This is a genomic window from Erythrobacter aureus (assembly GCF_003355455.1).
GTDB lineage: Bacteria > Pseudomonadota > Alphaproteobacteria > Sphingomonadales > Sphingomonadaceae > Qipengyuania > Qipengyuania aurea.
Genome location: NZ_CP031357.1, coordinates 1,872,938 through 1,897,956 on the forward strand (window position 1 = coordinate 1,872,938; position 25,019 = coordinate 1,897,956).

23 protein-coding genes and 1 pseudogene are annotated in these 25,019 nt (G+C 62.2%); 9 read left to right on the forward strand and 15 right to left on the reverse strand.

The genetic code is table 11. The features are described from left to right. Positions 1-53: 53 nt before the first annotated feature. Positions 54-1,832 carry a single-stranded-DNA-specific exonuclease RecJ gene (gene recJ, locus DVR09_RS09145; protein ID WP_115416655.1) on the reverse strand — a complete coding sequence of 593 codons (1,779 nt, stop codon included), beginning with the start codon at positions 1,830-1,832 and terminating at the stop codon, positions 54-56. 79 nt (positions 1,833-1,911) lie between these two features. Here recJ and DVR09_RS09150 point away from each other — a divergent pair, with 79 nt between their 5' ends. The 3 genes from DVR09_RS09150 (at position 1,912) to DVR09_RS09160 (ending at position 3,855) form a co-directional block, all read left to right on the forward strand. Continuing rightward, positions 1,912-2,397 (forward strand): flavodoxin family protein, encoded by a 486-nt coding sequence (locus tag DVR09_RS09150; protein WP_115416656.1) that lies wholly within the window; start codon positions 1,912-1,914, stop codon positions 2,395-2,397. Positions 2,398-2,498: 101 nt separating this feature from the next. Then, on the forward strand, positions 2,499-3,305 hold the full coding sequence (locus tag DVR09_RS09155; protein ID WP_115416657.1) for a hypothetical protein: 807 nt from the start codon (positions 2,499-2,501) through the stop codon (positions 3,303-3,305). 103 nt (positions 3,306-3,408) lie between these two features. Then, the gene (locus DVR09_RS09160; RefSeq protein ID WP_234041386.1) at positions 3,409-3,855 is read left to right on the forward strand and encodes an AHH domain-containing protein; all 447 of its coding nucleotides are present in this window, start codon (positions 3,409-3,411) and stop codon (positions 3,853-3,855) included. Here the strand turns inward: DVR09_RS09160 and DVR09_RS09165 are convergent. Together DVR09_RS09165 and DVR09_RS09170 are read right to left on the reverse strand one after the other, a co-directional pair. Further along, the gene (locus DVR09_RS09165) at positions 3,852-4,820 is read right to left on the reverse strand and encodes an NAD(P)H-dependent flavin oxidoreductase (RefSeq protein WP_115416659.1); all 969 of its coding nucleotides are present in this window, start codon (positions 4,818-4,820) and stop codon (positions 3,852-3,854) included. The genes DVR09_RS09160 and DVR09_RS09165 overlap by 4 nt on opposite strands. Before the next feature lie 81 nt (positions 4,821-4,901). Then, entirely contained in the window at positions 4,902-5,963 is a 1,062-nt protein-coding gene (locus DVR09_RS09170; RefSeq protein ID WP_115417877.1) for an amidohydrolase family protein, read from the reverse strand. 327 nt (positions 5,964-6,290) lie between these two features. Here DVR09_RS09170 and DVR09_RS09175 point away from each other — a divergent pair, with 327 nt between their 5' ends. Continuing rightward, positions 6,291-8,093: a sensor domain-containing diguanylate cyclase gene (locus DVR09_RS09175; RefSeq protein WP_162814923.1), complete on the forward strand. Its 1,803-nt coding sequence runs from the start codon at positions 6,291-6,293 to the stop codon at positions 8,091-8,093. Here DVR09_RS09175 and leuA read toward each other — a convergent pair. Next, positions 8,090-9,772 carry a 2-isopropylmalate synthase gene (gene leuA, locus DVR09_RS09180; protein WP_115416661.1) on the reverse strand — a complete coding sequence of 561 codons (1,683 nt, stop codon included), beginning with the start codon at positions 9,770-9,772 and terminating at the stop codon, positions 8,090-8,092. The two genes, DVR09_RS09175 and leuA, sit on opposite strands and share 4 nt — an antisense overlap. Positions 9,773-10,000: 228 nt before the next feature. Between leuA and DVR09_RS09185 the strand changes: the two genes are divergently transcribed. From DVR09_RS09185 to DVR09_RS17915, 3 genes are all read left to right on the forward strand, one after another. Then, positions 10,001-10,423 (forward strand): PaaI family thioesterase, encoded by a 423-nt coding sequence (locus DVR09_RS09185; protein WP_115417878.1) that lies wholly within the window; start codon positions 10,001-10,003, stop codon positions 10,421-10,423. Positions 10,424-10,425: 2 nt separating this feature from the next. Beyond that, complete coding sequence (locus DVR09_RS09190; RefSeq protein ID WP_115416662.1) at positions 10,426-11,553, forward strand: epoxide hydrolase family protein; 1,128 nt, start codon at positions 10,426-10,428, stop codon at positions 11,551-11,553. Positions 11,554-11,752: 199 nt separating this feature from the next. Further along, on the forward strand, positions 11,753-12,673 hold the full coding sequence (locus DVR09_RS17915) for an alpha/beta fold hydrolase (protein WP_369692569.1): 921 nt from the start codon (positions 11,753-11,755) through the stop codon (positions 12,671-12,673). Here DVR09_RS17915 and DVR09_RS09200 read toward each other — a convergent pair. From DVR09_RS09200 to miaA, 7 genes and pseudogenes are all read right to left on the reverse strand, one after another. After that, positions 12,605-13,675, reverse strand: a pseudogene (locus DVR09_RS09200) (alpha-hydroxy acid oxidase); the annotation flags it as partial. The gene DVR09_RS17915 and the pseudogene DVR09_RS09200 overlap by 69 nt on opposite strands. Continuing rightward, positions 13,672-14,280: a DUF6151 family protein gene (locus DVR09_RS09205; RefSeq protein WP_115417879.1), complete on the reverse strand. Its 609-nt coding sequence runs from the start codon at positions 14,278-14,280 to the stop codon at positions 13,672-13,674. The gene DVR09_RS09205 and the pseudogene DVR09_RS09200, both read right to left, overlap by 4 nt. 30 nt (positions 14,281-14,310) lie before the next feature. After that, complete coding sequence (gene ilvC, locus DVR09_RS09210) at positions 14,311-15,345, reverse strand: ketol-acid reductoisomerase (protein ID WP_115417880.1); 1,035 nt, start codon at positions 15,343-15,345, stop codon at positions 14,311-14,313. Between the two features lie 153 nt (positions 15,346-15,498). Then, complete coding sequence (gene ilvN / locus DVR09_RS09215) at positions 15,499-16,014, reverse strand: acetolactate synthase small subunit (RefSeq protein WP_115416664.1); 516 nt, start codon at positions 16,012-16,014, stop codon at positions 15,499-15,501. Then, on the reverse strand, positions 16,011-16,310 hold the full coding sequence (locus tag DVR09_RS09220) for a hypothetical protein (protein WP_115416665.1): 300 nt from the start codon (positions 16,308-16,310) through the stop codon (positions 16,011-16,013). The genes ilvN and DVR09_RS09220 overlap by 4 nt, the downstream gene beginning before the upstream one ends. Then, the gene (gene ilvB / locus DVR09_RS09225; RefSeq protein ID WP_115416666.1) at positions 16,310-18,061 is read right to left on the reverse strand and encodes a biosynthetic-type acetolactate synthase large subunit; all 1,752 of its coding nucleotides are present in this window, start codon (positions 18,059-18,061) and stop codon (positions 16,310-16,312) included. The genes DVR09_RS09220 and ilvB overlap by 1 nt, the downstream gene beginning before the upstream one ends. A gap of 109 nt (positions 18,062-18,170) precedes the next feature. Continuing rightward, on the reverse strand, positions 18,171-19,124 hold the full coding sequence (miaA, locus tag DVR09_RS09230) for a tRNA (adenosine(37)-N6)-dimethylallyltransferase MiaA (protein ID WP_115416667.1): 954 nt from the start codon (positions 19,122-19,124) through the stop codon (positions 18,171-18,173). On the opposite strand from miaA, the gene serB reads away from it, so the two are divergent. Both serB and DVR09_RS09240 read left to right on the forward strand, forming a co-directional pair. After that, entirely contained in the window at positions 19,117-20,013 is an 897-nt protein-coding gene (serB, locus tag DVR09_RS09235; RefSeq protein ID WP_115416668.1) for a phosphoserine phosphatase SerB, read from the forward strand. The two genes, miaA and serB, sit on opposite strands and share 8 nt — an antisense overlap. 68 nt (positions 20,014-20,081) lie before the next feature. Further along, a complete protein-coding gene (locus DVR09_RS09240; RefSeq protein WP_115417881.1) occupies positions 20,082-20,915 on the forward strand; it encodes a Coq4 family protein in 834 nt (277 codons plus the stop codon). Here DVR09_RS09240 and DVR09_RS09245 read toward each other — a convergent pair. The 4 genes from DVR09_RS09245 to purL all read right to left on the reverse strand — a co-directional run bounded on the left by DVR09_RS09245 (position 20,912) and on the right by purL (position 24,974). After that, entirely contained in the window at positions 20,912-21,505 is a 594-nt protein-coding gene (locus DVR09_RS09245; protein WP_162814924.1) for a cytochrome b family protein, read from the reverse strand. The genes DVR09_RS09240 and DVR09_RS09245 overlap by 4 nt on opposite strands. 26 nt (positions 21,506-21,531) lie before the next feature. Then, positions 21,532-22,203, reverse strand: coding sequence for a nitroreductase family protein (locus tag DVR09_RS09250; RefSeq protein WP_115416670.1), 672 nt, complete (start codon positions 22,201-22,203; stop codon positions 21,532-21,534). A gap of 124 nt (positions 22,204-22,327) precedes the next feature. Beyond that, complete coding sequence (locus tag DVR09_RS09255) at positions 22,328-22,735, reverse strand: DUF3052 family protein (protein ID WP_115416671.1); 408 nt, start codon at positions 22,733-22,735, stop codon at positions 22,328-22,330. Between the two features lie 4 nt (positions 22,736-22,739). Then, entirely contained in the window at positions 22,740-24,974 is a 2,235-nt protein-coding gene (purL, locus tag DVR09_RS09260) for a phosphoribosylformylglycinamidine synthase subunit PurL (protein WP_115416672.1), read from the reverse strand. Between the last annotated feature and the right edge of the window lie 45 nt (positions 24,975-25,019).

Here is a 25,019-nt window from a genome sequence, read left to right on the forward strand (position 1 = left end):
GCCAATTAGGCGTGGGGTTGCGGGCCGTCAACCCTCGAATGCATGCAAATGATTCAATCGGCCCACGCGGCGTCCTCGAGGTGCAGTTCCGCCTGGGGACGATTGCCCCAATCGTCGATCTTTACCCGGCCTGCCAGCCACAGGCGGCGGCCACGCGAACCGTGCAGCAGGGCCTGACCCATGTCGCTTTCCGCGGCACGGAAAGCGATGCCCTTGAAGCTCTTGCCATCTTCGCCGGCGGCGATCAGGCGAACGTGATCTGTTCCGACGATATCGCATTTGACCAGTCGCACCGGACCCACTGCAACGCGTGGGCCGGGCCAGCCTACTCCATAAGGTCCCCCTTCCTCGAGCGAGTGGACCAGTTCGGGCGTCAACCCACCGGGGGCGACCGCAAGGTCCAGCGCCATGGCACGCTCAGCCGAAGCGCGGGCGACCTGTCCTTCGAGCATACGGTCGAGCCAATCGGCCAACGCCTCGACTTGGTCTGCGGCCACGGTCAATCCGGCGGCCATTGCATGTCCGCCGCCCGCCACCAGCAATCCTTCGTCGCGGGCGCGGATGATGGCGGCGCCAAGGTCGACCCCGGCGATCGAGCGCCCGGATCCCTTGCCAGTGTCGCCGTCGAGCGCGACCACCAGCGAAGGCTTACCCGTCTTTTCCTTGATGCGCCCGGCCACGATGCCGATCACGCCGGGGTGCCAGCCTTCACCTGCCACGAGGTGCACCGCGCGATTGTGCTGCGCCGCCAATTGCTCTTCGGCGGCCTCTTGCACTTCCGCTTCGATCGCCCGGCGTTCCTCGTTGAGCGCGGACAATTGCGCTGCGATTTCGCGTGCCTCTTCGGGATCCTGCGTGGTCAGAAGTCTGACGCCTAGCGTCGATTCTCCCACGCGACCGCCGGCGTTGATGCGCGGGCCAAGCGCAAAGCCGAGGTCCGAACACGCCGGGGCGCGCTTGAGGCGGCTTGCATCGATGAGGGCGGACATGCCGATATTGTCGCGCCTGGCCATGACTTTGAGGCCCTGCGAGACGAAGGCGCGATTGAGACCATGTAGCGCGGCGACATCGGCGACTGTGCCCAGAGCGACGACATCGAGCAGCGCGAGCAGGTCCGGTTCCTTGCGCGCGGCGAAGAAATCGCGCTCGCGCAGAGTGCGGACCAGGGCAATCGCCAGCAGGAATGCCACCCCGACTGCGGCAAGGTGTCCATGTGCCGCCGCCTCGTCTTCTTCATCCAGACGATTGGGGTTGACCAGCGCCACCGTCTTGGGAAGGTCCGCGGCGCATTTGTGGTGGTCGACCACGATCACGTCGATGCCCGCCTCATGCGCCATGCCCAGCGCCTCATGCGCCATCGCGCCGCAATCGACCGTGACGATCAGGCTGGAACCTGCCTGGCCTAGCTTGACCAGAGCTTCGCCCGACGGTCCGTAGCCTTCCAGCAGCCTGTCGGGAATGTAATAGTCCGCTTCCACGCCCAGCTCGCGCAACAAACGGATCAGCAATGCGGAACTGGTCGCCCCGTCGACGTCGTAATCGCCGTAAATGGTGATTCTCTCACCCGCGATAACGGCCTGCGCGATGCGATCGGCGGCAACGTCCATGTCGCGGAACAGGGATGGGTCGGGCAGGAAATTCCGCAATGTCGGATTGCGATGTCGTTCGATATCCTCTGCGGCGACTCCGCGTGAAAGCAAGAGCTGACGCACGATATCGTCGCCCAGGCCCGGCGTGTTGCCGAGCTCCATATTCCCGCCACGCCAGCGCCAGGCACGGCCGGTAAGCGAGGAGGAAATACCAAATACGTAGGAGAGGGCCTGCGATGCCATGGGATGGCAATAGCTCGGGCATGGTCTTCGCGGAAGTTCTGGAGATTGACAATCGACAGGTGTTGGCGATGCTCTGCCGATGGCCCCAACGTCTCTGCTCATCGTCTGGCACAGCCGCACCGGTACCAGCGAGCAGATCGCTCGTGCCGCCAGTGAGGGCGCCGACGACGGCGGCGTGTTGAAGCGGGCGGCCGATGTTTCGCCGGAGGATCTGGTTGCGGCCGGCGGTTACCTGTTTTGTTGCCCGGAAAATCTAGCCAGTATGAGCGGCGAGATGAAGGAAATGTTCGACCGCTGCTATTATCCGGTCCTGGGGCGGATCGAAGGCAGGCCCTATGCCACGGTCATCGCCGCCGGATCGGATGGGGAGGGCGCGCAGCGGCAGATCGATCGCATCGCCACGGGCTGGCGGTTGAAGCGAGTGACCGATCCGTGGATCGAAATGACCGACGCGCAGGAACCGGAAGCGATTCTCGCATCGAAGACCGTTGCGCCCCAGACGCTTGCCAAGGCGACCGAACTCGGCGCGGGTCTGGCCGAAGGAATCGCGCAGGGGATATTCTGATAAAAGGGTCCGCTTTCGAGCATTAGCCTTTTGTGGACTCGACGGCCTGCCGGATTGCAGCCAAGGTTTGCTCTTCGCAGGGAGAAGGACGGCGTATTCTGGTGGCGGCCGGTGAGCGAAGCATTGGCGAAGGCAGCGCAGTCGGTTCCGGGCTCATCCTCTTGTTCGACAAGGGTAAAAGGCCGGATCGCGCCGATTTGCTTGCTGCCCTTTCGGACCAGCCGCGCATCGCGATCAGCCATGATCCCATCGCAGTCGAGAGACTTGACCCGGTAAACGGCGGCGCCCTGCCGAACGACAGCGATATCGACTGGGTCGAACTGCTCGCCGACGGGTTGACCTTCGATTTGCTCGGCTTGCGACCAGGCCCCGCGCTGGCCACGCCGGAAGTTGGCTACCTGTTCAACGTCCAGGTCGACCGCGAGGAGGGGAGCGAAGCGCTCGGACTGTATCCGGGACCGCATATAGCGCAGGGCGCCCATGCACTTCCGATTGTGCGAACCCTACTGGGGATCGGCGCCGCGCTGGTCCGATCGCTGGGCGGCGTGAATGCGGTGTGCTGGCCTCCCGCACGCTCTGCCATCGCGCCGAAGTTTTTTGCCAAAACGACCGAAAGCTGGCTCATCGGCGGACCGTTTCCCGCACTCGGACTGCTCGGCATCCGGTTCGACGGGCAGGGGGCATTGTGTAGCGAGGGGCTAAACTTCTTCACCGATTGCGAATTGTGGCTCGATCCCGCCCTGTGCCGCGATCGAACCGCCGCCACGCGCCTGGCTGTGCGCGTGGTCCAGGAATTGATCGGTTTCGACCTGCCGGAAAGCGCTTGCGAGTTTGCGACCGAAGACGGGACAATCCTGAAATTGGAACCGGATCGTCCGGCCGGTCTGCTCAGGATTTTTCCAGCCTGACTGCGGGATGGATTATCGCCTGCCAGCCACCTTGGGCGCCAATCGTCGCAACCTTCCATTCCGGGCCGTAAACCGACGCGGGTCTCCCCAGCACGATCCGGCGTTGCAGAGGCATCACCTGCTGCCACGCCAATTGCTTGGTGAGGCATGTTTCGAAGCCTTGTTCGATGCTTTGGGCACCGAACGGATCGGTTTCGACGACTTTCGCAGGAATGGTCTGCTGCTCCCCGCGCGCGAGGAGGCTGCGCGGCGCCTGGCCCTTCCGCTCCACCGCGGGCCGCACCGCGATTACAATGCGATGGTGATCGAACGGGTGGGCCGCATCGAACGCAAATGGGCGCGCCAATCCACGTCCGATCCGATCCACGCCGCCGAGACCGCGCTGATGCGGCTGGCGCTGTTGCAGCGGGCCTTGCGCCAAAGACTGCTGGACGAGCGAAAGCCCTTGCGGCTCAATCGCAAGGACCCCTTGGGCAGGGGAGTCGACTTTTCCGACCTCGATGCGATGGCTGAGGTTTTATGGGCCGCCGGGACCGCCGTGGTGCTTTAGGCGGTCACCTTTGCCAGCGCTTCCTTCGCTGCGATATATTCGCGTTCGAGCCGGGCGACCGTTTCTTCCACCGGCGCGCTCTTGGTCACGCTGCCAATGCCCTGGCCCGAACCCCAAATGTCCTTCCAGGCCTTGGCCTTGGTGTTGCCGCCGCTGCCGAAGTTCATCTTGCTGGGATCGCTTTCAGGGAGATTGTCGGGGTCAAGCCCCGCACCCTCGATGCTCGAGCGCAGATAATTCCCATGCACTCCGGTGAAGAGGTTGGTGTAAACGATGCCGTCGGCACGGCCTTGGACGATCGCGTCCTTGTACCGCTGATCCGCATTCGCCTCGCTCGCCGCGATCCATGGCGAACCGATATAGGCGAAGTCCGCGCCCAGAGCCTGCGCGCCCAGGATCGAGCGTCCATGAGCGATGGAGCCCGAAAGCGCCACCAGACCATCGAACCATTCGCGGATTTCCTGCATCAACGCGAAGGGGCTGAGCGTGCCGGCATGACCGCCCGCACCTGCGGCCACAGGAATGAGCCCGGAAGCGCCTTTCTCGATCGCCTTGCGAGCAAAGCGGTCGTTGATGACGTCGTGCAGCGTGATTCCGCCCCAGCTATCCACGGCCTTGAAAACCTCTTCGCGTGCGCCGAGCGAGGTAATCACCATGGGCACCTGCCATTTTGCGCAGGTCTGCATATCGGCATCGAGGCGATCGTTCGACCTGTGGACGATCTGGTTCACTGCATAGGGCGCTGCCGGTCGGTCGGGATTGTCGCGATTATGCGCGGCCAGCTCTTCGGTTATCTGGTGGAGCCATTCATCCACCTGGCTCTGTGGCCGCGCGTTCAATGCGGGAAAGCTCCCGACAATACCGGCCTTGCACTGCGCGATGACGAGTTCCGGCCCGGAAACGATGAACAGCGGCGATCCGATTACGGGAATACGCAACTTGTCGAACGGGGCGGGCAGGGTCATGCAGGAGGCTCCTCTGAGAACTGTGGAGGCGAGGGCCTATGGTGCGTCGAGGCGCTTGTCGAGAGTGACGTTACGTAAACGTCAAGCGTCGGTCGGGGCGCGGTCGAGGATATGCTCGATGTCGTAAACTCGCGCCGCCGTGGCTGCGAAAAGCGCGCGCTTATCGTCCTTGCTGTACCCGGCGGCAAGTCGCTTGAAGGCATTCCAAAGGGTCGGATAGCTGGCGCCCCAGCGATCCACCGGGTAATTGGATTCGAACATTGCGCGCCCCGGACCGAAGGCCTCGATGCAGGTTTCGACATAAGGCCGCCACAACGCCGCCAGATATTCGGAACCGTGCCCCTTCGCCGGACCATCCTCGGGCAGGCCGCAGAAAGCCATCGCCAGACCGCCGAGCTTCACCGCTACATTGGGACATTCGGCAAGGGCATGGATCGAACGGCGCCAGACATCGAAGCGTTCGTGCAGCTTGCCGCGATAGGATGCGATATTGAGCGGTGTGCCGCAGTGGTCGAGGACGATCTGCTGTTCCGGGAACGCCTTGGCGAGGTCGAGCAGGTCCCCGAGCTGGGGCTCGAGCAGCCAGGCATCGAAGGTCAGCCCGTAATCCGAGTAAGCCGCGAAACCGGCGCGGAAGGCGTCCGAGCGGTAGAGGCCCTCCGGTGCGTGAAAAGGCGGGCCGAGCACATCGGGATCCGCATCCCATGCTGCGGCATGGCGAATACCCTTAAAGCGTCCATTGCCGGCGGCGATCAGGGCTTCGACGACGGGCCTGACCGCCTCGCCAAGCGTCAGGTCCGCATGCCCGACGATTCCCGCACAGGGGCGATAATCGCCGTACTGGCCGCTGGCTCCCTGTGCCGCGACACCATTGGCGAATTCGACTTCGCCGACCGGCTTCATCGCGTCGGCGCGTGCAGCGTCGTAGAAGGCGCCGCATTCCATAAACACCGTGCCGATCACCTTATGTCCCGAATGCGTATCGGAGTGTAGTTCGTCGAAAGTATAGTAAGCGGCTCCGGCGACGGCTTCGATGAAATCGTGCCTCGGTTCCGGAAAAGCCGCGATCAGCGGGCGCAGGTCCCAAAGGTGATGGTGCGGATCGATAATCGGCAGGTCGGGTTCGAGGATATCTTCGGTCATCAGCGGCACTCTCCCCAATTTGTCGCGGTCGGCGCGATCTTCACCCATGGCAAAGCCTTCATGATGGAACACATGGACCACGATGCTGACAAGGAAAAGTGGTGGTTTCGATGGACGGCGTTACATCTCCTATCGATGGCGAGCGTCCTGACGAAACGGAAAGGTTAAGAAGCAGGGGGTCGTAGATGCGGCCCGTATCCTGGCTTTTTGCGAGCGCATAAGTGGAAATGCGTATGCAACTGCCTTTCCCGCGTTAAGCTTACCGGTCTAGCGACCTGTTATGGAGTGGTTGAACATATGATGCATTCCAGGGCACCGAATCCTGTGATGCAAATCGTCACCTACGGTGCGGTCTTTTTCTGTGTCACATCCCTGACGATCGTCTGGACTCGGTTTTCCGGGGGGCTTGCGTTGGTGTGGCCGGGCGCGGCCATTGCTGCGGCTCTGTTTCTCACAATTCCGCGCTCCCACTCCTTGGCTGCCGCCGTGACCCTCGCCGCCTTCAGCACTCTCGCTACCGCACTGTTTGGTTTGGGGCCGGTCTGGGCAATTCCATTCGCCCTTGTGAATGTCTTCGAAGCCTGGCTGATCGCATGGCTGCTGGTTCGCTTCCGGCCGCAACAGGACTATGTCGAAAGCGAAATCGGAATCGTCTGGCTGGGCTTTTTGGCGGGGATCGTCGGGCCGCTGGCGGCTTCCATTCCCGGAGGTATACTGGCCTCGCAGGTCATCGCCGGGGGGTGGCAGGAGCATTCCTTTTCGTGGTTTATCGCCCATGGATTGGGCACGCTTCTGGTGATGCCGCTTACACTGCTCCTGGCCTCGTACAAAAAGCCGGTTTTCGCGCGACTATTGAAACGTGACCGGATACTGCCCTTCATCGGCATGACCTTGCTGACGATAGGGATTTCCGCTGTCGCCCTTCTGCAATCGACCTTCCCCACGCTGTTTCTTCCGGTCGTGCCGCTCGTCCTCGCCAGTTTCCGCTTCGGGCGCTTTGGTGCAGCGATCACCGTGTTGCTCATTACGCTCGCGTCTGCCGGAACGCTTGGGACGGACACCGGCGTCTTTGCGGAACTGACCATTCCGTTGTGGCAGAAAGCCCTGTTCCTGCAATTCTATCTCAGCATCCTCGTGCTCCTGTCCTTCCCGCTCGCCGTGGCGCTCAAACAGCGGCAGCGGTTCATGGAAGAACTCGCCAATCGTGAAGCGATGCAGCGCCTTATCGCGGATCATTCCGACGATGCCCTGCTGCAGCTCGACCAGCATGGCATGATCCGCTTCGCCTCGCCTGCCTCCATCCGGTTGAGTGGTCGCGACAAGGTTGTCGACCTTCATCTTGCCGCGTTTTTCAGCGAGTTCGACAAGGAAATCGTGGATCGAACTCTACGATCTGCGGCACAATATCCCGGACACACGGAAATCATCGAACGGTCTGTCGAAAGGGGGGGCCAGACCCGCTGGCTGGAAGCGAAGCTACGCGCCATTGATTCCTCGAAACACCAGGCATCCGCCTATGTGGTTACGATCCGCGACGTCACTGCTCGCAAGCTCGACGAGATTCAGGCATCTCGGGAAGCGCGTACCGACGCGCTCACCGGTCTGCCCAACCGCCGGGCCTTCCTCGATGTGCTGGAAGACCAGCTCGAATTTGCCGGTGAGGAGCCCTTCGCCCTGGCGCTGGTCGATCTCGACTATTTCAAGCGTGTCAACGATTCCTACGGCCATGCGGTCGGGGATGCTGTGCTCAAACAGGTTGCTGAAATCATGCGCGAAAGCGCTAACGACAATTGCTTTTTCGCGCGCCTCGGTGGCGAGGAGTTCGGTATGATCGCTGTGGGTCCCGCGCGCGAGACCGCCGCGATCATATGTGAGAAGCTTCGGCTCGCTATCCAGCGTCATGTCATGACCGACAATGATGGCGGCACGTTCAACATCACCGCATCGCTCGGGATCGCACGCATCGCCGAACGGTGCAGTTCTTCGATGGCGATGCAGGCTGCCGACGGCCCGCTTTATTCCGCCAAGGCAGCGGGGCGCAATCGCCTGCGTCATGCACAGGACATGGGCCGACATGGCGAAAACCGGAAACCTCCGCTGGAGGATAGCCGGGTGGCCGCGAATAGCTAGATTGTCTCGACCGCCGAATTCGCAGCGCTTAGAACCGCCCGCACGCTCGCTGTGGCCACGTCCTCGTCGATGCCACACCCCCAGATAGTCCGGCCATCCTTGGCGCGGCATTCTAGGTAGGCGGCGGCGCGGCTGTCGCGGCCTGTGGTGAGCGCGTGTTCGCTGTAATCGACCACTTCGAGCGACAGGCCGAAAGCGTTCTCGATCGTCGTCAGCACGCTGGAAATGAGCCCGTTGCCGCGGCCCGAAACGGTCTGCTCCTTGCCCTCGACCGCGATGGTGCCGGTGAACAGGCGGGTCCCGTCGCTGGCGCGGCGTTCGTTGTAATCGACAAGCTGGAAATGCTTATCTGCCGTCTGGACGTGATAAGCGCCCTTGAAGGCCGCCCATATGTCGGCGGCATCGAGTTCGCGCCCTACTTCGTCCGCCATGCGCTGGACGTGGGGGCTGAAGTCGGCCTGCATGCGCTTGGGCAGTTTGAGGCCCTGATCCTGCTCGAGAACCCAGGCGAAGCCGCCTTTGCCGGATTGTGAATTGACCCGGATGACCGCTTCGTAGCTGCGGCCGAGATCGGCGGGATCGATCGGCAGATAAGGCACGCGCCAATGCGGATCGTTCTGAGTCTCGAGCGCGGCGAATCCCTTCTTGATCGCATCCTGGTGGCTGCCGGAAAATGCCGTGTAGACCAGCTCCCCGCCATAGGGGTGGCGCTGGTGGACAGGCAATTCGTTGCAATATTCCACGGTCTCGATGACGCGGTCGATATCCGAAAAATCGAGTTTTGGATCAACGCCTTGCGTGTACATGTTGAGCGCCATGGTCACAAGGCAGCAATTGCCCGTCCGCTCCCCATTACCGAACAGGCAGCCTTCGACGCGGTCCGCGCCTGCCATCAGCGCCAGCTCCGCCGCTGCGACCCCGGTGCCGCGATCGTTATGCGTGTGCAGCGATATAATCGCACTCTCCCGGTTGGGCAGATTGCGGATGAAATACTCCACCTGATCGGCGTAGATATTGGGTGTCGCCGCTTCGACGGTGGCAGGCAGATTGAGAATGATCGGGTGCTCGGGTGTCGGCGCGAGCACCTCCATCACCGCCTCGCAAACCTCCAAACTGAAATCGAGTTCGGCGGTCGAGAAGGTCTCGGGGCTGTATTGAAAATGCCAGTCGGTCTGCGGCTGCCTGCCTGCCTCGTCGCGCATGACCTTCGCGCCGTGCACGGCAATTTCGCGGACCTGTTCGGTGGTCATGCCGAACACGACTTCGCGCCATGCGGGGCTGACCGCATTATAGAGGTGGACGATCGCTGCCCGCGCTCCGGTCAGGCTGGCAAAGCTGGTGCGTATGAGATCTTCGCGGCTCTGAGTGAGCACCTGAACCAGTACGTCGTCCGGAACGCGGCCCGATTGCACGAGGCCGGAGATAAAGTCGAATTCGGTCGCACCCGCGCTGGGAAAGCCGACTTCGATTTCCTTCACGCCGATCTCGACCAGCAGATCGAAGAAGCGGTTCTTCTTGTGCGCATCCATCGGGTCGACAATGGCCTGATTGCCATCCCGAAGATCGGTGGAGAGCCAGCGTGGGGGCGTGGTGATGGTTCGGCTTGGCCATTGCCGGTCGGTCAGAGCGACCTGCGGGAAAGGCGAATACTTGGTGCTCGGGTTGTGGAGCATGGACATTACGAGGGTCTCTGGTCTTGCGGAAGCTTGCGGGGCGGTAGTTGGTCCCTTGGGCGCTCAGCGCACCGCGAAAGGCACGCCAGCTATCACGCCCAAGGGCGTGTAAGTCGCAGGATAATCAGACCGAGTGCGTAGTGCATGGCCATCGCTATGGTGCCCTTCCTCGGGGTTGTAAAGCAAAAGAAGCTTGGGCATCGCGTGACATATTGTTTCGCGAAGGGAGAGGGCATGGCAGACGGACATTCATTACACGAGACGATGGGGCTGGTGCGTATCGTCTCCACCGACCCGGAAGGGCGTGCGAGCCTGGAATACGAGGCCAAGCGGGAACAGTGCCATTCGGGCGGCGTGGTACAGGGTGGCTTCATCAGTGGATGGATCGACGCCGCAATGGCCCACGCCGCGATGGCGAAGAACGGGCAGGGCATCGTCCCGATGACGCTGGAGCTGAAGGTCAGCTTCTTCGCGCCGACGCGGCCCGGAACCGTGATCGCGGAGGCCTGGGTCGAGCGGCACGGCAAGCGCACCAGCTTTTACGAGGGACACCTCAAGGATGCGAGCGGAACCATACTCGCCAAGGCGACCAGTACGATTCTGCTGGCAGATATAAGCCGGGTGGTCGAGGCTTCGAAAAAGGCGACCGGAGGGTAGGCATGGGCGCAATCAGGCCGTTTGAGCTGACTGTTCCGGACGATGAACTGGTGGCGCTCGCCGACCGGCTCGACCATGCTCGCTGGCCCGAGGAGGAGCCGGTCCATGACTGGTCGCAAGGCACGAAGGTCGCAGCTCTCAAGGAGTTGGTCGCCTATTGGAGGATCGAATACGACTGGCGGCGCTGCGAGGCGCGGTTGAACGAGATCGGTCAGTTCATGACCGAGATCGACGGGCTCGATATCCATTTTCTGCACAAGCGCTCCAGCCGCCAAGACGCAATGCCGCTGGTGATCACCCATGGCTGGCCCGGATCGGTGGTCGAGTTCCTCGATGTTATGGATGAGTTGGCCGAACCCACGGACCCGGAGGCGATGGCCTTTCACGTGGTCGCTCCCTCGCTGCCCGGCTACGGTTTTTCGCAGAAACCATCCGCGACGGGCTGGGGTGTCGAGCGAATTGCACGAGCATGGTCCGAACTCATGCAGCGCCTCGGCTACACCCGTTGGGTGGCGCAGGGCGGCGATTGGGGCGCAGCGGTGACGACCGCCATAGGGCAACTTGCACCGCAGGGGTGCAAAGGCATTCACCTCAACATGCCGATCGGCAGGCCCCGCCCGGAAGACCTGCAGAGTGAGGATCCGCACGTGCTCGAGGCGATGCGGCGCCTTGGCTTTTATCGGGAATGGGACTCGGGCTATTCCAAGCAGCAGAGCACTCGCCCGCAGACGATCGGCTATTCGCTGGTCGATTCTCCCATCGGGCTGGCTGCATGGATACTCGAGAAGATCTATTACTGGACCGACAATGACGGCTCGCCCTGGGATGCGCTGTCGATGGATCAGGTGCTCGACGACATCATGCTCTACTGGCTGCCTGCCACGGGAGCCTCGGCAGCGCGGCTCTATTGGGAGAGTTTCGCCAAGCTCGGTGGAGACACGGTGGACATCCCTGCCGGTGTGAGCGCTTTTCCGAATGAGATACTGCCCGCACCGCGCGCCTGGGTCGAACGCACGCTGACCAATCTTATCTACTGGAACGATCTTGATGCGGGTGGCCACTTCGCCGCGTGGGAGCAACCCGAGCTGTTCATAGGCGAGTTGCGTGCCTGTTTCGCAAGGATGCGATAGGATGAGGCGTGCTCGGACCTTGAGGCTGATATGGGTCGTCTCTCTCGTCGCTGTCCTCCTCGTCACGATGGCGATCGGTGTGCGTTATCACTTGGATCTGACCGCTGCCGAAGAGCGGCTGACCGGCCGCAGCAGGGTTATCGATACCCCGCAGGGTCGTCTCGAGTATGCCGAGCAGGGAACGGGCCGCCCGCTCTTGATGATTCACGGAACGGGTGGCGGGTTCGATCAGGGGCTGCTTTTCTCCGGCGATCTTCACGAGCGCGGTTTTCGGGTCATCGCACCTTCGAGGTTCGGCTATTTGAGGAGCGCGCCCGATCCCGTCGCGCCAGAGCTTCAGGCCGATGCCTTTGCGATGCTGCTCGACGAGTTGGGAATGCAGGACGCGGTCGTGGTCGGCGGGTCGGCAGGCGCCAACTTTGCCGCGGCATTTGCCCTGCGCCATCCTGAACGGTGCCGGGCACTGGTATTGCTCGTTCCCGCCAGCAATCTGAATGACCGGGACCCGGTCGAAATGACCGAATGGGAGAAGGCGCTTGTCGCTCGTCTCGCTGGGTCCGACTTCCTGTATTGGGCTCTCCTGCGCCTTGCTCCGGACCAGGTCACCAAGACCCTGCTCGCGACCGACCCCATAGTTGTGCGTGGTGCCGCGAGGGAGCGGCGAGAGCGCGTGAGCGACATTGCGGAAGGCATGTTGCCCATCAGCCGGAGAACCGAGGGGATGTTGGCCGATGGTCGCCTTGCCGGGTCGCCGACTGAAATCGACTACAGCTCAATCAGGGTGCCTACGCTGATCATCTCGGCAAAGGACGATCTGTTCGGAACCGCGGGGACGGGGCGTCAGCTCAGTCGGATCATACCGAACTCCCGGCTCGTGCTCTACGAGACTGGGGGCATGTGTGGGTTGGACGCGAGGAGGCCGTTTCCCAAGAGATTGCCCGATTTTCCCGAAGCGTCGAACGGTCGAACTAGCCCTGGCGATAGCGCAATCGGTCGGGTTAAGCTGGTCCACCGAGGTCACGCCCATCAGGCGCATTGCGCGTTCGATTTCCTCCTTGAGGATGGTCAGCGCACGCTCGACACCGGGTTGACCGGCTGCGGCGAGGGCGTAGAGATATAAGCGCCCGCCCGAAGCCGCCGTCGCGCCAGCGGCAAGGCCCTTGAGAACATGCGTTCCGCGCCGCACGCCTCCGTCGAGGATGATTTCGATTTCGCCGCCGACCGCGTCGACGATCTCGCGAAGCTGATCGAAAGGCGCGCGGCTGCCGTCGAGCTGCCTGCCGCCATGGTTCGATATCCAGATCGCATCCGCCCCGATCTCGACCGCGCGGCGCGCGTCGGCGGCGCTCATCACCCCTTTCAGCGCGAAAGTTCCGCCCCAATCCTGCCGAATACGGGCGGCGGTATCCCAGTCCATATTCGTGTCGAGCATGGTGTTGAAATAGTCCTGGATGCTGACGGCTTTGCCCGTGCCCTCCTGCACATGTTCATCGAGATTGGGCAGGCGGAATTTCGGGCCGAAAACATAGTCTAACGTCCACCGTGGTCGCGTGGCATAGCTCCATAGTGCAGATGCACTGAACCGAGGCGGGGTGGTGAAGCCGGATCGCAGGCATCGTTCGCGCTTGCCCGAAACGATCGTATCGACCGTAAGAGCGAGCGCATCGAACTTCGCCGCCTGGCAGCGCTCGATCATACTGGTGTTCAGCCCTGCGTCCTTATGCACATAGAGCTGGAACAGCTTGGGGCCACCGGTAAGCGCGGCGATTTCTTCGATCGAGTGCGTGGCGAGGCTGGAAATGCCGAACCAAACGCCGAACTTCTCCGCCGCTTTCGCCACCGCACGCTCGCCATCGCGGTGAAAGGCGCGCTGCAATGCGGTCGGGCTGAGAATCAGGGGGAGGGTGCTTTCTCGGTCCATAATGGTGCGGGAGGTGTCGATTTCGGCGACGCCTGCCAGCACGTCGGGCACCAGGTCGACCTCGTCGAAGGCGCTGGTATTGCGTGCCTTGGTGATTTCGTCATCCGCCGCGCCGTCGATATAGTCGAACACCGGCCAGGGCAGGCGCTGCTTCGCCAGCTTCCGGAAGTCGTCGATATTGTGGCAGTCGGTGAGCTTCATGTGCGGCCGAGCGCCTGCTGTTCGGCCGACGACAGGTGGCGCGGCGGGGCGATGGGCTCGAGCGTTTCGGCATCGAAAAGAGCGCTTCGCCGACGATCCCCGCTCAGCATATCCTTGATCATCCGCCCGAAGAACCGGCGCATCAGGCGGTTGAACGGCATGGCGGTGAGAGCGCTTGCATCACCTGTTGCCTGTTCGAGAAAGACATGGCCGATGGGGCTGCCCAGCAGAGCATCGCGCCGTGCGAGATCGGTGTTCGCGAGAATCGTTGTCACATAGGGCACTTTGCCATTGGCATAGGTGTTGAACAGCGGCGAATTGCAGCAGGTCGTGTACCAGCGCAGCGTCTTGCCCTCTGTCATGTGAAGGCTGGCGAGTTTTTCGCGGCCGGAATGCAATTCGACCCGGGCGCAGCGGGATTGATAGAGATCGGTGCCGCCCAGATCGTCGAGCACGCGCTCTTCCTGTCCAAGATGGCGGACAAGGTCGCGGCAATCGACACAGTGGCATACCACCCGATCGCCTTCGGACGGGCTGGCCTTCAGAACGACGCCGGTCACGGCACCGCATTTGCATGCAAAGGGCAAGCTGTCGGTCGCGCTCATGGTCTCTTCTTCCATGAGCGCGACCCTAGCTCAGTTCTTGTCCTTGTCGACCAGCTTGTTGGCACCGATCCACGGCATCATCGCGCGCAGTTGGGCGCCGGTCTGTTCGATCGGATGGGCGGCGGCGGCCTTACGGCTTGCCTTGAGTTCGGGCTGGCCCGCCTGATTATCGAGCACGAAATCCTTCACGAAGCGGCCCGACTGGATGTCTTTGAGGACGCGCTTCATTTCGGCCTTGGTTTCGTCGGTGATGATGCGTGGGCCGGTCTTGATGTCGCCGTATTCGGCAGTGTTCGAGATCGAATAGCGCATGTTGGCGATGCCGCCTTCATACAGCAGGTCGACGATCAGCTTGGTTTCGTGGAGGCATTCGAAATACGCCATCTCGGGTGCGTAGCCAGCCTCGACCAGCGTTTCGAAACCGGCCTGGATGAGATGGGTGATGCCGCCGCACAGCACGGCCTGTTCGCCGAAGAGGTCGGTCTCGCATTCTTCCTTGAAATCGGTTTCGATGATGCCCGAGCGGCCGCCGCCAACCGCGCTGGCATAGGACAGGGCAAGCTGCTTGGCGAAACCCTGGCCCCCCGATTGCTCGCTTTCCTGATGGACGGCGATGAGGCACGGGACGCCGCCGCCCTTGATGTACTCGCCGCGCACGGTGTGACCGGGACCCTTGGGCGCGATCATGATGACGTCGATATCGGCGGGCGGATCGATCAGGCCGAAATGAATGTTGAGGCCGTGCGCGAAGGCGAGCGCGCTGCCCGGCTTCATCTTGCCTGCGACTTCATTCGCATAGATCGCGGCCTGATGCTCGTCCGGCGCGAGGATCATGAGAACATCGGCCCATTCGGCGGCTTCGGATACGGTCTTCACGGTGAAGCCCGCGCTTTCGGCCTTCTTTGCGGTGGCCGAGCCTTCGCGCAGCGCAATGACAACTTCGCCGACACCGCTGTCGCGCAGGTTCTGCGCATGGGCATGACCCTGGCTGCCATATCCGACGATGGCGACCTTCTTGTCCTTTATCAGTTGCTGGTCGCAATCGGCATCGTAGTAGACTTGCATGTTCGCACCTTCGTAAAATGAACCGTCATCCTGAAACTGTTTCCGCATCCATTCTTCGGCCTGGACGGTGTTGCCGGAGGTTGAATGGACCCTGAAAGCGAGGCCGGTGAAAAGCCGCCCGGATTCAGGGTGACGAAGTAATCCTGCTGCTGGTCAGTCGGAACCGTCCCCGCGCATCATTCCCACAATCCCCGAACGGCCCACCTCGACGAGGCCGAGTTCACGCATCAGCACAATGAAACTGTCGACCTTGTCGCGCGAGCCGGTCAGCTCGAACACGAAGCTCTGCGTGGTGGTATCGACCACATTGGCGCGGAAAAGCTCCGCGATCCGTAGCGCTTCCACCCGATTGTCGCCCTTGCCGGCCACCTTCACCAGCGCAAGCTCACGTTCCACATGGGCGCCGCTTTCGGTCAGGTCGATGACCTTGTGCACCGGGACCAGCCGTTCGAGCTGCGCGCGGATCTGGTCGATGACCGGTTCCGGTCCGCGCGTCACGATGGTGATGCGGCTGATCGCGTGGTCTTCGGATATATCGGCCACGGTCAGGCTGTCGATATTGTAGCCCCGCGCGGTGAACATACCGGAGATTTTGGCGAGAATGCCGGCCTCGTTGTCCACGATGACGTTGAGAACGTGCCGTTCGGCGGTCTGTTCTTCTATCTTCATTGTTCACGATCCTGCCACACAGGTTCGAACATGCGCCCATCGCCGTCATATTCGGCAAGGAAGACGCGGCCCATGCGCACCGCCTCGAAGTTGTCTGTCTGGCGGCTGAGGTCGAGGCTGTCAGGCAGGAGAACCCACGCCTCGTCCGGTTGTTTCTGGGCAACATCCATGCCGAGGAAGCGCTGGCCGGTATCCTCGATCCAGTCGAGCAGTCGCCCGGCATCCTGGCGGTTGAACCAGACGCGGCGTTCCGCGCGATCCGCGAATTGGGGCGGGAATTTCGGTTGCATACCCATCACACCAGCGCCTTCGCTTCGTCGTCCATGGTCCCCTCGACCTGGTCGCCGTAAAGCAGCATCTCGGTATGGGCGGCGCCGCTTGGGATCATGGGGAAGCAATTGGCTTCCTTGGCCACCTGGCAATCGACCATCACCGGTCCGTCATGGGCGAGCATGGCCTCGATTCCGGCGTCGAGCTGGCTTTCATCCTCGATCCGGATACCCTTCCAGCCGTAAGCTTCGGCCAGTTTCACGAAATCGGGCAGGCTGTCCGAGTAGCTGTTCGAATACCGGCTCTCATAAGTCAGTTCCTGCCACTGGCGGACCATGCCCATATATTCATTGTTGAGGATGAAGACCTTCACCGGCAGGCGATACTGGCTGGCCGTGCCAAGTTCCTGGATATTCATCTGGATCGAGGCCTCTCCCGCGATATCGATCACGAGGCTGTCGGGATTGCCCAGTTGCGCACCGATGGCGGCGGGCAGGCCGTAGCCCATCGTCCCGAGACCGCCGCTGGTAAGCCATTTGTTCGGCCCCATGAAACCGAAATACTGCGCGGCCCACATCTGATGCTGGCCTACTTCGGTGGTGATGATCGGGTCGCGATCACCGGTCAGCGCGTGGAGACGCTCGATACTCTTCTGCGGCATGATGAGATCGCCACTGCGCTCGGGATAGGCAAGGCAGTCACGCGCCTTCCAGCCGAGAATGCGGGCCTTCCATTCGGACAGGTCGCGCCCCTTCCGGCTGCCCCATGCCTCGACCAACTGCTCGAGGACATGCGCGCAATCGCCCACGATTCCGAGATCGACCGGCACGATCTTGTTGATGCTCGCGCGGTCGATATCGATATGAATCTTCTTGGCTTGCGGAGCAAAGGCGTCGAGCCGTCCCGTCACGCGATCGTCGAAGCGGGCTCCTACCGCAACGATCAGATCGGCGCGGTTCATGGCCATATTCGCTTCGTAGGTACCGTGCATGCCCAGCATGCCGAGCCAGTCCGGATGATCGGCGGGAAAAGCGCCGAGGCCCATCAGCGTACTCGTCACCGGGGCAGTGGTTGCCGCTTGCAATTGGCGCAGCAACTCGCTCGCTTTGGGTCCGGCGTTGATAACGCCGCCGCCGGTATAGAGCACGGGACGCTCTGCCGTGGCGAGCATTTCGACAGCCTCGGCGATCTCGTCCGCCGCGCCGACCATGCGCGGTTGGTAGCGATGCGAGGGCAGCGGGGTATCGTCCTGCTCATCCCACCGCGCCGATGCGATCTGCACATCCTTGGGGATATCGACCACGACCGGGCCGGGGCGGCCCGACGTGGCGATGCGGAAGGCTTCCTCGATCGTCGCGCCAAGGCGTTCGGGGTCCTTCACGAGGTAGTTGTGCTTGGTGCAGTGGCGGGTCAGCCCCACGGTGTCCGCTTCCTGAAAGGCGTCGGTGCCGATCAAAGCAGTAGGCACCTGCCCGGTGATCACCACCATGGGAATCGAATCCATATAGGCATCGGCGATGCCGGTGACCGCATTGGTCGCCCCCGGGCCGCTGGTCACGAGCACCACGCCGGCCTTGCCGGTCGAGCGGGCATAGCCTTCGGCGGCATGGGCCGCCCCCGCTTCGTGGCGCACCAGGATATGGCGGATATCCTCGTCGGCAAAGAGCTCATCATAGATCGGCAGCACCGCGCCGCCGGGATAGCCGAAGACGAATTCGACACCCTGCCGTTTGAGGCATTCGATCAGGATAGCGGCGCCGCTGCGCTCTTTGTTCACTTTACCCTCCGACCCGTTTCACGGTGTTCAAGAGACACAAATCGGCCCGGCGCTGGGGTCTATAGCGCCGGACCGACTTTGCTCCAGATAGGTGTGTTGAATTTCACGGTCAACCGTCATTTTGAAATAATGAAACAAAAAAATCGCATTCGGCATCATTTTTGTTATCCGTGCTCGGCCAATTTTCCGGTGGCTGGTTACGGAACCATGTGTACTGCCGTTTGGCATACCGGCGCGTCGCGGTCTGGCCAGCGGCGATAGCTTGAGCCCGCGATAGTTCGCCTTGGAGGAGGGCGGCGATTTCCGGCACGCCGATGGCGCGCATCACGGGCAGGCCTGGATCGAGGTTGCGGGCCAGAAGCGCCTCGACTTCCTCGATGGCCCCGGCATCCAGCATGCGTTCGAACCGCAGGTCGCAGCGGGCGAAGAGCCATTCACGATCCGGCAGGAGAACCAAGGGGTGCAGCGTGACGTCCTGCCCGATACCGCCGGACCTGTCCTTCTGCCACTCGCTCAGCGTCCGTCCGGTCGAACGAACCACTTCGAGCGCCCGGGCGGTTCGCGTGACATCGGCGGGGGCGAGGCGGGACGCTGCTTCCGGGTCTTCGGTTTCAAGGGCAACGCGCGCCTCCGTTTGCGCCAGAGACCGCACGGCCTCGCGAATGCCGGGGGCGATCTCGGGAACCGGAGCGATACCGTCGAGCAGCGTGCGCAGGTACAGGCCTGTCCCGCCACACAGGATCGGTACGGCGTTATCCGCATGCGCCTCTGCGATCGCCTGTTTCGCCACGTCGGCCCATTCGGCGGCCGAGCAAATCTCGGCTCCGTCCCAGGTTCCGAACAGGCGATGCTCGATCCCGCCCATCTCTTCTTCCGTCGGGCGGGCGGACAGGATGCGCAGGTCGCGATAGACCTGCTGGCTATCCGCATTGACGATGACCCCCCGACGGCCACCCCGTTCGAGTCGCTGTGCCAGCCTGACCGCGAGATCGCTCTTGCCGCTCGCCGTCGGCCCTGCGATGAGCGCGACCGGTTTTTCACATGGAGACGTTTTGGTGCTCATCGCCCGGCTGATAGCAGACATGGACAGCGTGGAAACACGGCTCGACGCAGCGATGGGGGCGCTGGCTGCCGCCGACATGCCGGTCGCGATGGCAGGCATGCACGATTCTTGCGGAGACGTGCTGCAGCTTTCGCTTCCCGAAGGCGACCGGGCGCGGCTGACAGGAACGCTCGCCGAGCATTTCGGCGAGTGCGACCTGCTCGTGGCCGATCACGAGATCGAGGTGCCACGTCTGTTCGTGTCGGACATGGATTCCACCATGATCGGGCAAGAGTGCATCGACGAGCTCGCGGATTTCGCCGATCTCAAGGACAGGGTCGCCGCGATCACCGAACGCGCAATGCGGGGCGAACTCGATTTCGAAAGCGCGCTGAAAGAACGCGTAGGGCTGCTGGAAGGTCTGGAGGAAGCCGCTATCGAGCGGTGCCTCTCCGACAGGATCCGGCCGGTCGAAGGCGCCCGGACGCTGGTCGCGACGTTGCGGAGCAAAGGCTGTCGCTCCGTGCTCGTAACCGGGGGATTCCATCACTTCGCCGATCCGGTTGCCGAGCAACTGGGGTTCGAACGCGTGGTCGGCAATCGCCTCGGTGTCGCGGGCGGAGCGCTTACCGGGCTGCTCGCCGGTCCGGTGAGCGATGCATCGACCAAGCTGGCAACGCTGGAGGAAGAGCGCGCGCAATTGGGCGAGGGTGCTCGCGTGCTTGCCACGGGCGACGGCGCCAACGATATCCCCATGATCGAAGCGGCGGACTACGGCATCGCTTATCGCGCCAAACCCAAGGCGCGCGACGCCGCGAACGGGCGGATCGAGAGCCGGAGCCTGACTACGATACTCAAGCTGCTGGGCATTCCGGAACGCGAATGGATCGACGAGGCCACGCCTGCGTGACGCTTGGCGCGCTTTTCCAATTGTGTAGGCCGGGTTTTTGATAGAAACCTACACCCATGGACAACCAGATGAACGTCAGCAGCTCTATCATTGCCGATCTTGAAACCGCCCGCGATGGTACGCCGCTGCGTCATCCTCATCGGCCCAGGGCACGCTATCGCCCTCTGACCGCGCTCAGACATTTCCGCGAGTTGCTGAAGGACAAGGAAAACACCGCCGAGGTCTTCCGGATCTACGACGCGCTCCCCTCGGGACAGTTCATACCGCGTGTTCGCGCGCTCACGCTCAGCCCCCACGGTGAAGCCTTGCGCGCGAGCGAACCCTATCTTCCGGCGATCCTCGACGACCACGATGCCTTGCGCAGACTTCCTGAGGGATCGGTTGCGCATGCTTATTGCGATTTCATGGAACGCGAAGGTCTCTCGGCCGCAGGTCTGGTCGAGGAATCCGAGAAAGCCGACCAACCCGTTTACGACGATCTGGTTCAATGGTTCGGTTTTCGCCAGCGGGATACGCATGATCTCATGCATGTGCTGACGGGATACGGCCGCGATGCGCTGGGCGAGCAATGCGTGCTGCTCTTCACGCACGGGCAAAGCCCGAGCCACGGGCATCTGCTGTTGGGCTATGCCGGTTCCCTCCATCTGAAGAAGCTGGTGAAGAGCCAAGCGCCAGTCATGAAGGCGACACGACAGGCGCACCGCACGGGCAAGGCGTGTCCCGCACTCGTTGGCCTATCGATCCGCGAACTGCTGACGAAAGACCTCAAGCAGGCCCGTGCCGAACTCAATATTCCCGAACCACACTGGTACCGCGAATGCCATCGGATCTGGCGAGAAGAGGGGATCGACCCCTACGACCTGCTTGCTCACCAGCCCGAAAAGCAGCTGGCCGCCGCCTAAACACGTACGGTTCTGTGCCGCGGCCAGCGGACGGCGATGCGGAGAATAAACGCTGCCACCAGCAAGCTAGTCCCGACAAGACCCTCGACCTGCTTCTCTGGTTGGAAGATGCGGCCTGCGTAGGACGCGGTATAGACCAGCCAGATGTAATGCATTCCGAGCGTGTGAAGGCGCTTCCAGCTGCGGCCCAGCTTGCGCATGGAGTAGGCGTTCGACGTCACCGCCATCACGTAGATCATCGCATAGGCCAGACCGCCGGGAATGAGTGAGACCGGCGATCGGCTGTCGGGTCCGACCACGAAAACCATTGTGAGGGCATAAAGGTGGATCGTGTGCGACGCGGCAAATCCGAGCCCCCACCATCGCCGATCGCGCAGCAGAGCCTTAGTCGATTTGCTGGGCAATAGTCGAACGAGCGTCGATGCCGAATACACCAGCAGAAAAATCGGCAAGCCGACCCTTGCCGTCCACCGCGCGGCCAGCTGCCAGTCTTCAGCGAGGTTCTCGCCTGCCGCGAAGCCAGCCCAAATCGCTGACAGGGCGACTACTATAGCTAATAGCAGCGGCCAGCGCTTAGCTGTCTTTTCCAAATTCTGTCCCTCGTCTTCGTAACTGCCTAGAGCCAGCTAGCGATCTGTTCCAGCGGCTTTTTCTTCAGCGCATGGGCGGGAACGCTCGCCTCCTTCTCGGGGTGGCCTACCACGACCACCATTAGCGGTTTTTCCCAGTCGGGGCGTTCGCAGATATTGCGCAGGAAACCCATGGGCGAGGGTGTGTGTGTCAGCGTTGCGAGACCTGCTTCATGGAGCGTGGCGATCAGCATCCCACAGGCGATGCCGACGCTTTCATTGACATAATAGTTCTGCGTTTTGCCATCTTCCTCGATGCCGCCCTTGCGCTGGGCGAAGACGACGATCAGCCAAGGTGCGGTTTCGAGAAACGGCTTGTCTTCGTTGGTGCCTAGTGGAGCCAAGGCGGTCAGCCATTCCTCGCTCGCCTTTCCGGCATAGAAGTTGCGCTCCTCTTCCTCCGCGGCCTCGCGGATGGCGCGCTTCTTTTCGGGCGATGAGACCACGGCGAAATGCCATGGCTGGTGATTGGCGCCGTTGGGCGCGGTCCCGGCGGCCTCGATCGCGGCCTCGATCACCTCGCGCGGCACCGGCTCGTCTGAAAAATAGCGGCATGTGCGCCGCTGCTTCAGCCGGTCACGCATGGATCGCGCCCGAGCGATGCTTTCATCGTCTGCAATATCGGGAAGTGAGTAGGGAACGGTTTCGTGATCGCGCATAATCCCAGACCTATCGCATGATGCCGCGCGCTTCGACCCCCTGGTTCAAAGCGGTCGAATGGGTATCCCCGGTCGAGCGCGGCAGGCAGCTCGAATCTGATGTCACGATTACGGGTATTTGGCTTCAGCGCAATTCCTTGCGGATCACGAGCTTGAGGCCGGACCAGATATCGTCGACCGCGCAGACCTTGGTATCGACCAGGCCCATGGGAAGCGCGATCTCGCGGATCGTGTCTTCCGTGATGTCGGTTTGCATCGTTCCGGCTGTCTTCGGCCAGCTCACCCAGATGTGCCCATCGCGGGCCATATGCTCGCACAGGACGCCCAGCTTCGCTTCGAGGTCTGTGCGCTCGGTGACGAAAATATGCGCCGCGTCCGGTGTCTCCTCCGGCCCGCTGACGAAGGTCAGTTCCAGGGCATATTCGCCGATTTCGTCCTGAACACTCTCGGGCATCGCGTCGAACCATACGCGCAGTCCATCGCGCAGACTGAGCTTCTTGGCGAGCGGCGTTCCGGAATAGCCCGCCGCCACGGCCTTACCGCTCCATCCAATCGGAAAAGAAGCTGCGATGCGCAGCGCGCATGTCTGCAATGGTGTTGCCGAACAATGTGTTGCCACCCGTCTTGCCAATGCGACGAATGCCGATGGAGGCGGTCTCGTCGTTTTCCGTGCCCTTGGCGAGGGCTTGGTTGAGTGCCTCCGTGTCGGGAACGGTCACGACATAGCGACCCTGATCCTCGCCGAACCACCATGCGGCTTGCGAATATTCCTCGTTCCACTCCACATCTGCGCCAATGCCGCCGGCCATGGCCATTTCGGCAAGCGCGATGGCGAGACCGCCATCCGATACGTCGTGAACTGCGCTGACCAGACCGTCGGCGATGAGCTGCAGAATGATTCTGCCTGCGCTCTTCTCGACCGTGAGATCGGTGGGTGGGGTTCGCCCTTCGTCGCGGCCGTGAATTTCGCTGAGCCAGAGCGACTTGCCGAGATGCGAACGCTCGGGATCGGCGGTGGCCCATTCTTCGGCATGGATGAGGTAGATCGCCTCGCCCTCGGCCTTGAACGGCATGGTCATCATGCGGTCGTAATCGTCGATCAGGCCCACGCCGCCGATGGCCGGGGTGGGCAGAATCGCCGAACCGCCACCGGTTGCCTTGCTCTCGTTATAGAGGCTGACATTGCCGCTCACGATCGGGAAATCGAGCACGCGGCAGGCGCGGCCCATGCCCTCGAGCGCATGAACGAACTGCGCCATGATTTCCGGGCGCTGCGGATTGGCGAAATTGAGGCAGTTGGTCACCGCCAGCGGACGCGCGCCGACCGCGCACAGGTTCCGATAGGCCTCGGCAATGGCCTGTTTGCCGCCTTCATAGGGATCGGCATGGACATAGCGCGGGGTGCAATCGGTGCTGATCGCCAGCGCCTTCTTGGTGCCGTGCACGCGTACCACGCCCGCATCGCCGCCGGTCTGCAGCGTGTCCGCGCCGACCTGGCTGTCATACTGCTCCGAGATCCACTTGCGCGAAGACAGATTGGGCGAGGCAAGCAGTTTCATCAAATCGCCGCCGACATCGTCCGTGTCGGGTCGCTCGGCCATCGGTTTGATACCGGCCCAGGCGATATAGTCTTCCTTCGAAAGGTAGGGGCGGTCGTATTCGGGTGCATCGGCCGCAAGCGGACCGAGCGGGATGTCGCACACCACCTCGCCGCCGAATTCGAGCACCATGTGCTGCGTGTCGGTGACTTCGCCGATGACTGCGAAATCGAGCTCCCACTTCTCGAAGATGGCCGCAGCCATCTCTTCCTTGCCGGGCTTAAGCACCATGAGCATGCGCTCTTGGCTCTCGCTCAGCATCATTTCGTAGGGGGTCATGCCCTCTTCGCGGCATGGCACCTTGTTCATGTCGAGGCGGATGCCCGCCTTGCCATTGGTCGCCATTTCGACGCTGGAGGAGGTGAGGCCCGCCGCGCCCATATCCTGGATGGCGACGATCGCATCGGTCGCCATCAGCTCGAGGCAGGCTTCGATCAGCAGCTTCTCGGTGAAAGGATCGCCCACCTGCACCGTGGGGCGCTTGGCGTCGGCGTCTTCCTCGAAATCCGCACTGGCCATGGTCGCGCCGTGAATGCCGTCCCGGCCGGTCTTCGAGCCGACATAGACGATCGGGTTCCCGACGCCGGTGGCCGCCGAATAGAAGATCTTGTCCGCATCGGCGACGCCCACCGTCATCGCATTGACGAGGATATTGCCGTCATAGGCAGGGTGGAAATTGGTCTCGCCGCAAACGGTCGGCACACCGACGCAATTGCCGTAGCCGCCAATGCCTGCAACCACGCCCTGCACGAGGTGTTTCATCTTCGGGTGCTCGGGACGGCCGAAGCGAAGCGCATTGGCGTTCGCCACCGGGCGCGCGCCCATGGTGAAAACGTCGCGCAAAATACCGCCGACGCCGGTCGCGGCGCCCTGATAGGGTTCGATGTAGCTCGGGTGGTTGTGGCTTTCCATCTTGAAGATGGCGGCTTGGCCGTCGCCGATATCGATCACGCCCGCATTCTCGCCCGGGCCGCAAATGACCCACGGCGCTTCGGTCGGCAGTTTCTTGAGATGCAGGCGGCTCGACTTGTACGAGCAGTGCTCCGACCACATGACCGAAAAGATTCCCAGCTCCACCAGATTGGGCTCACGGCCCAGCGCGTGCAGGACGCGCTCGTATTCCTCGGTGGAGAGCCCATGTTGCTCGACGACTTCGGGAGTGATTTCGCTCATGGGTCGCGCCCTTACGGTGCAGCGGCGCGAGGTGCAATACGGCAG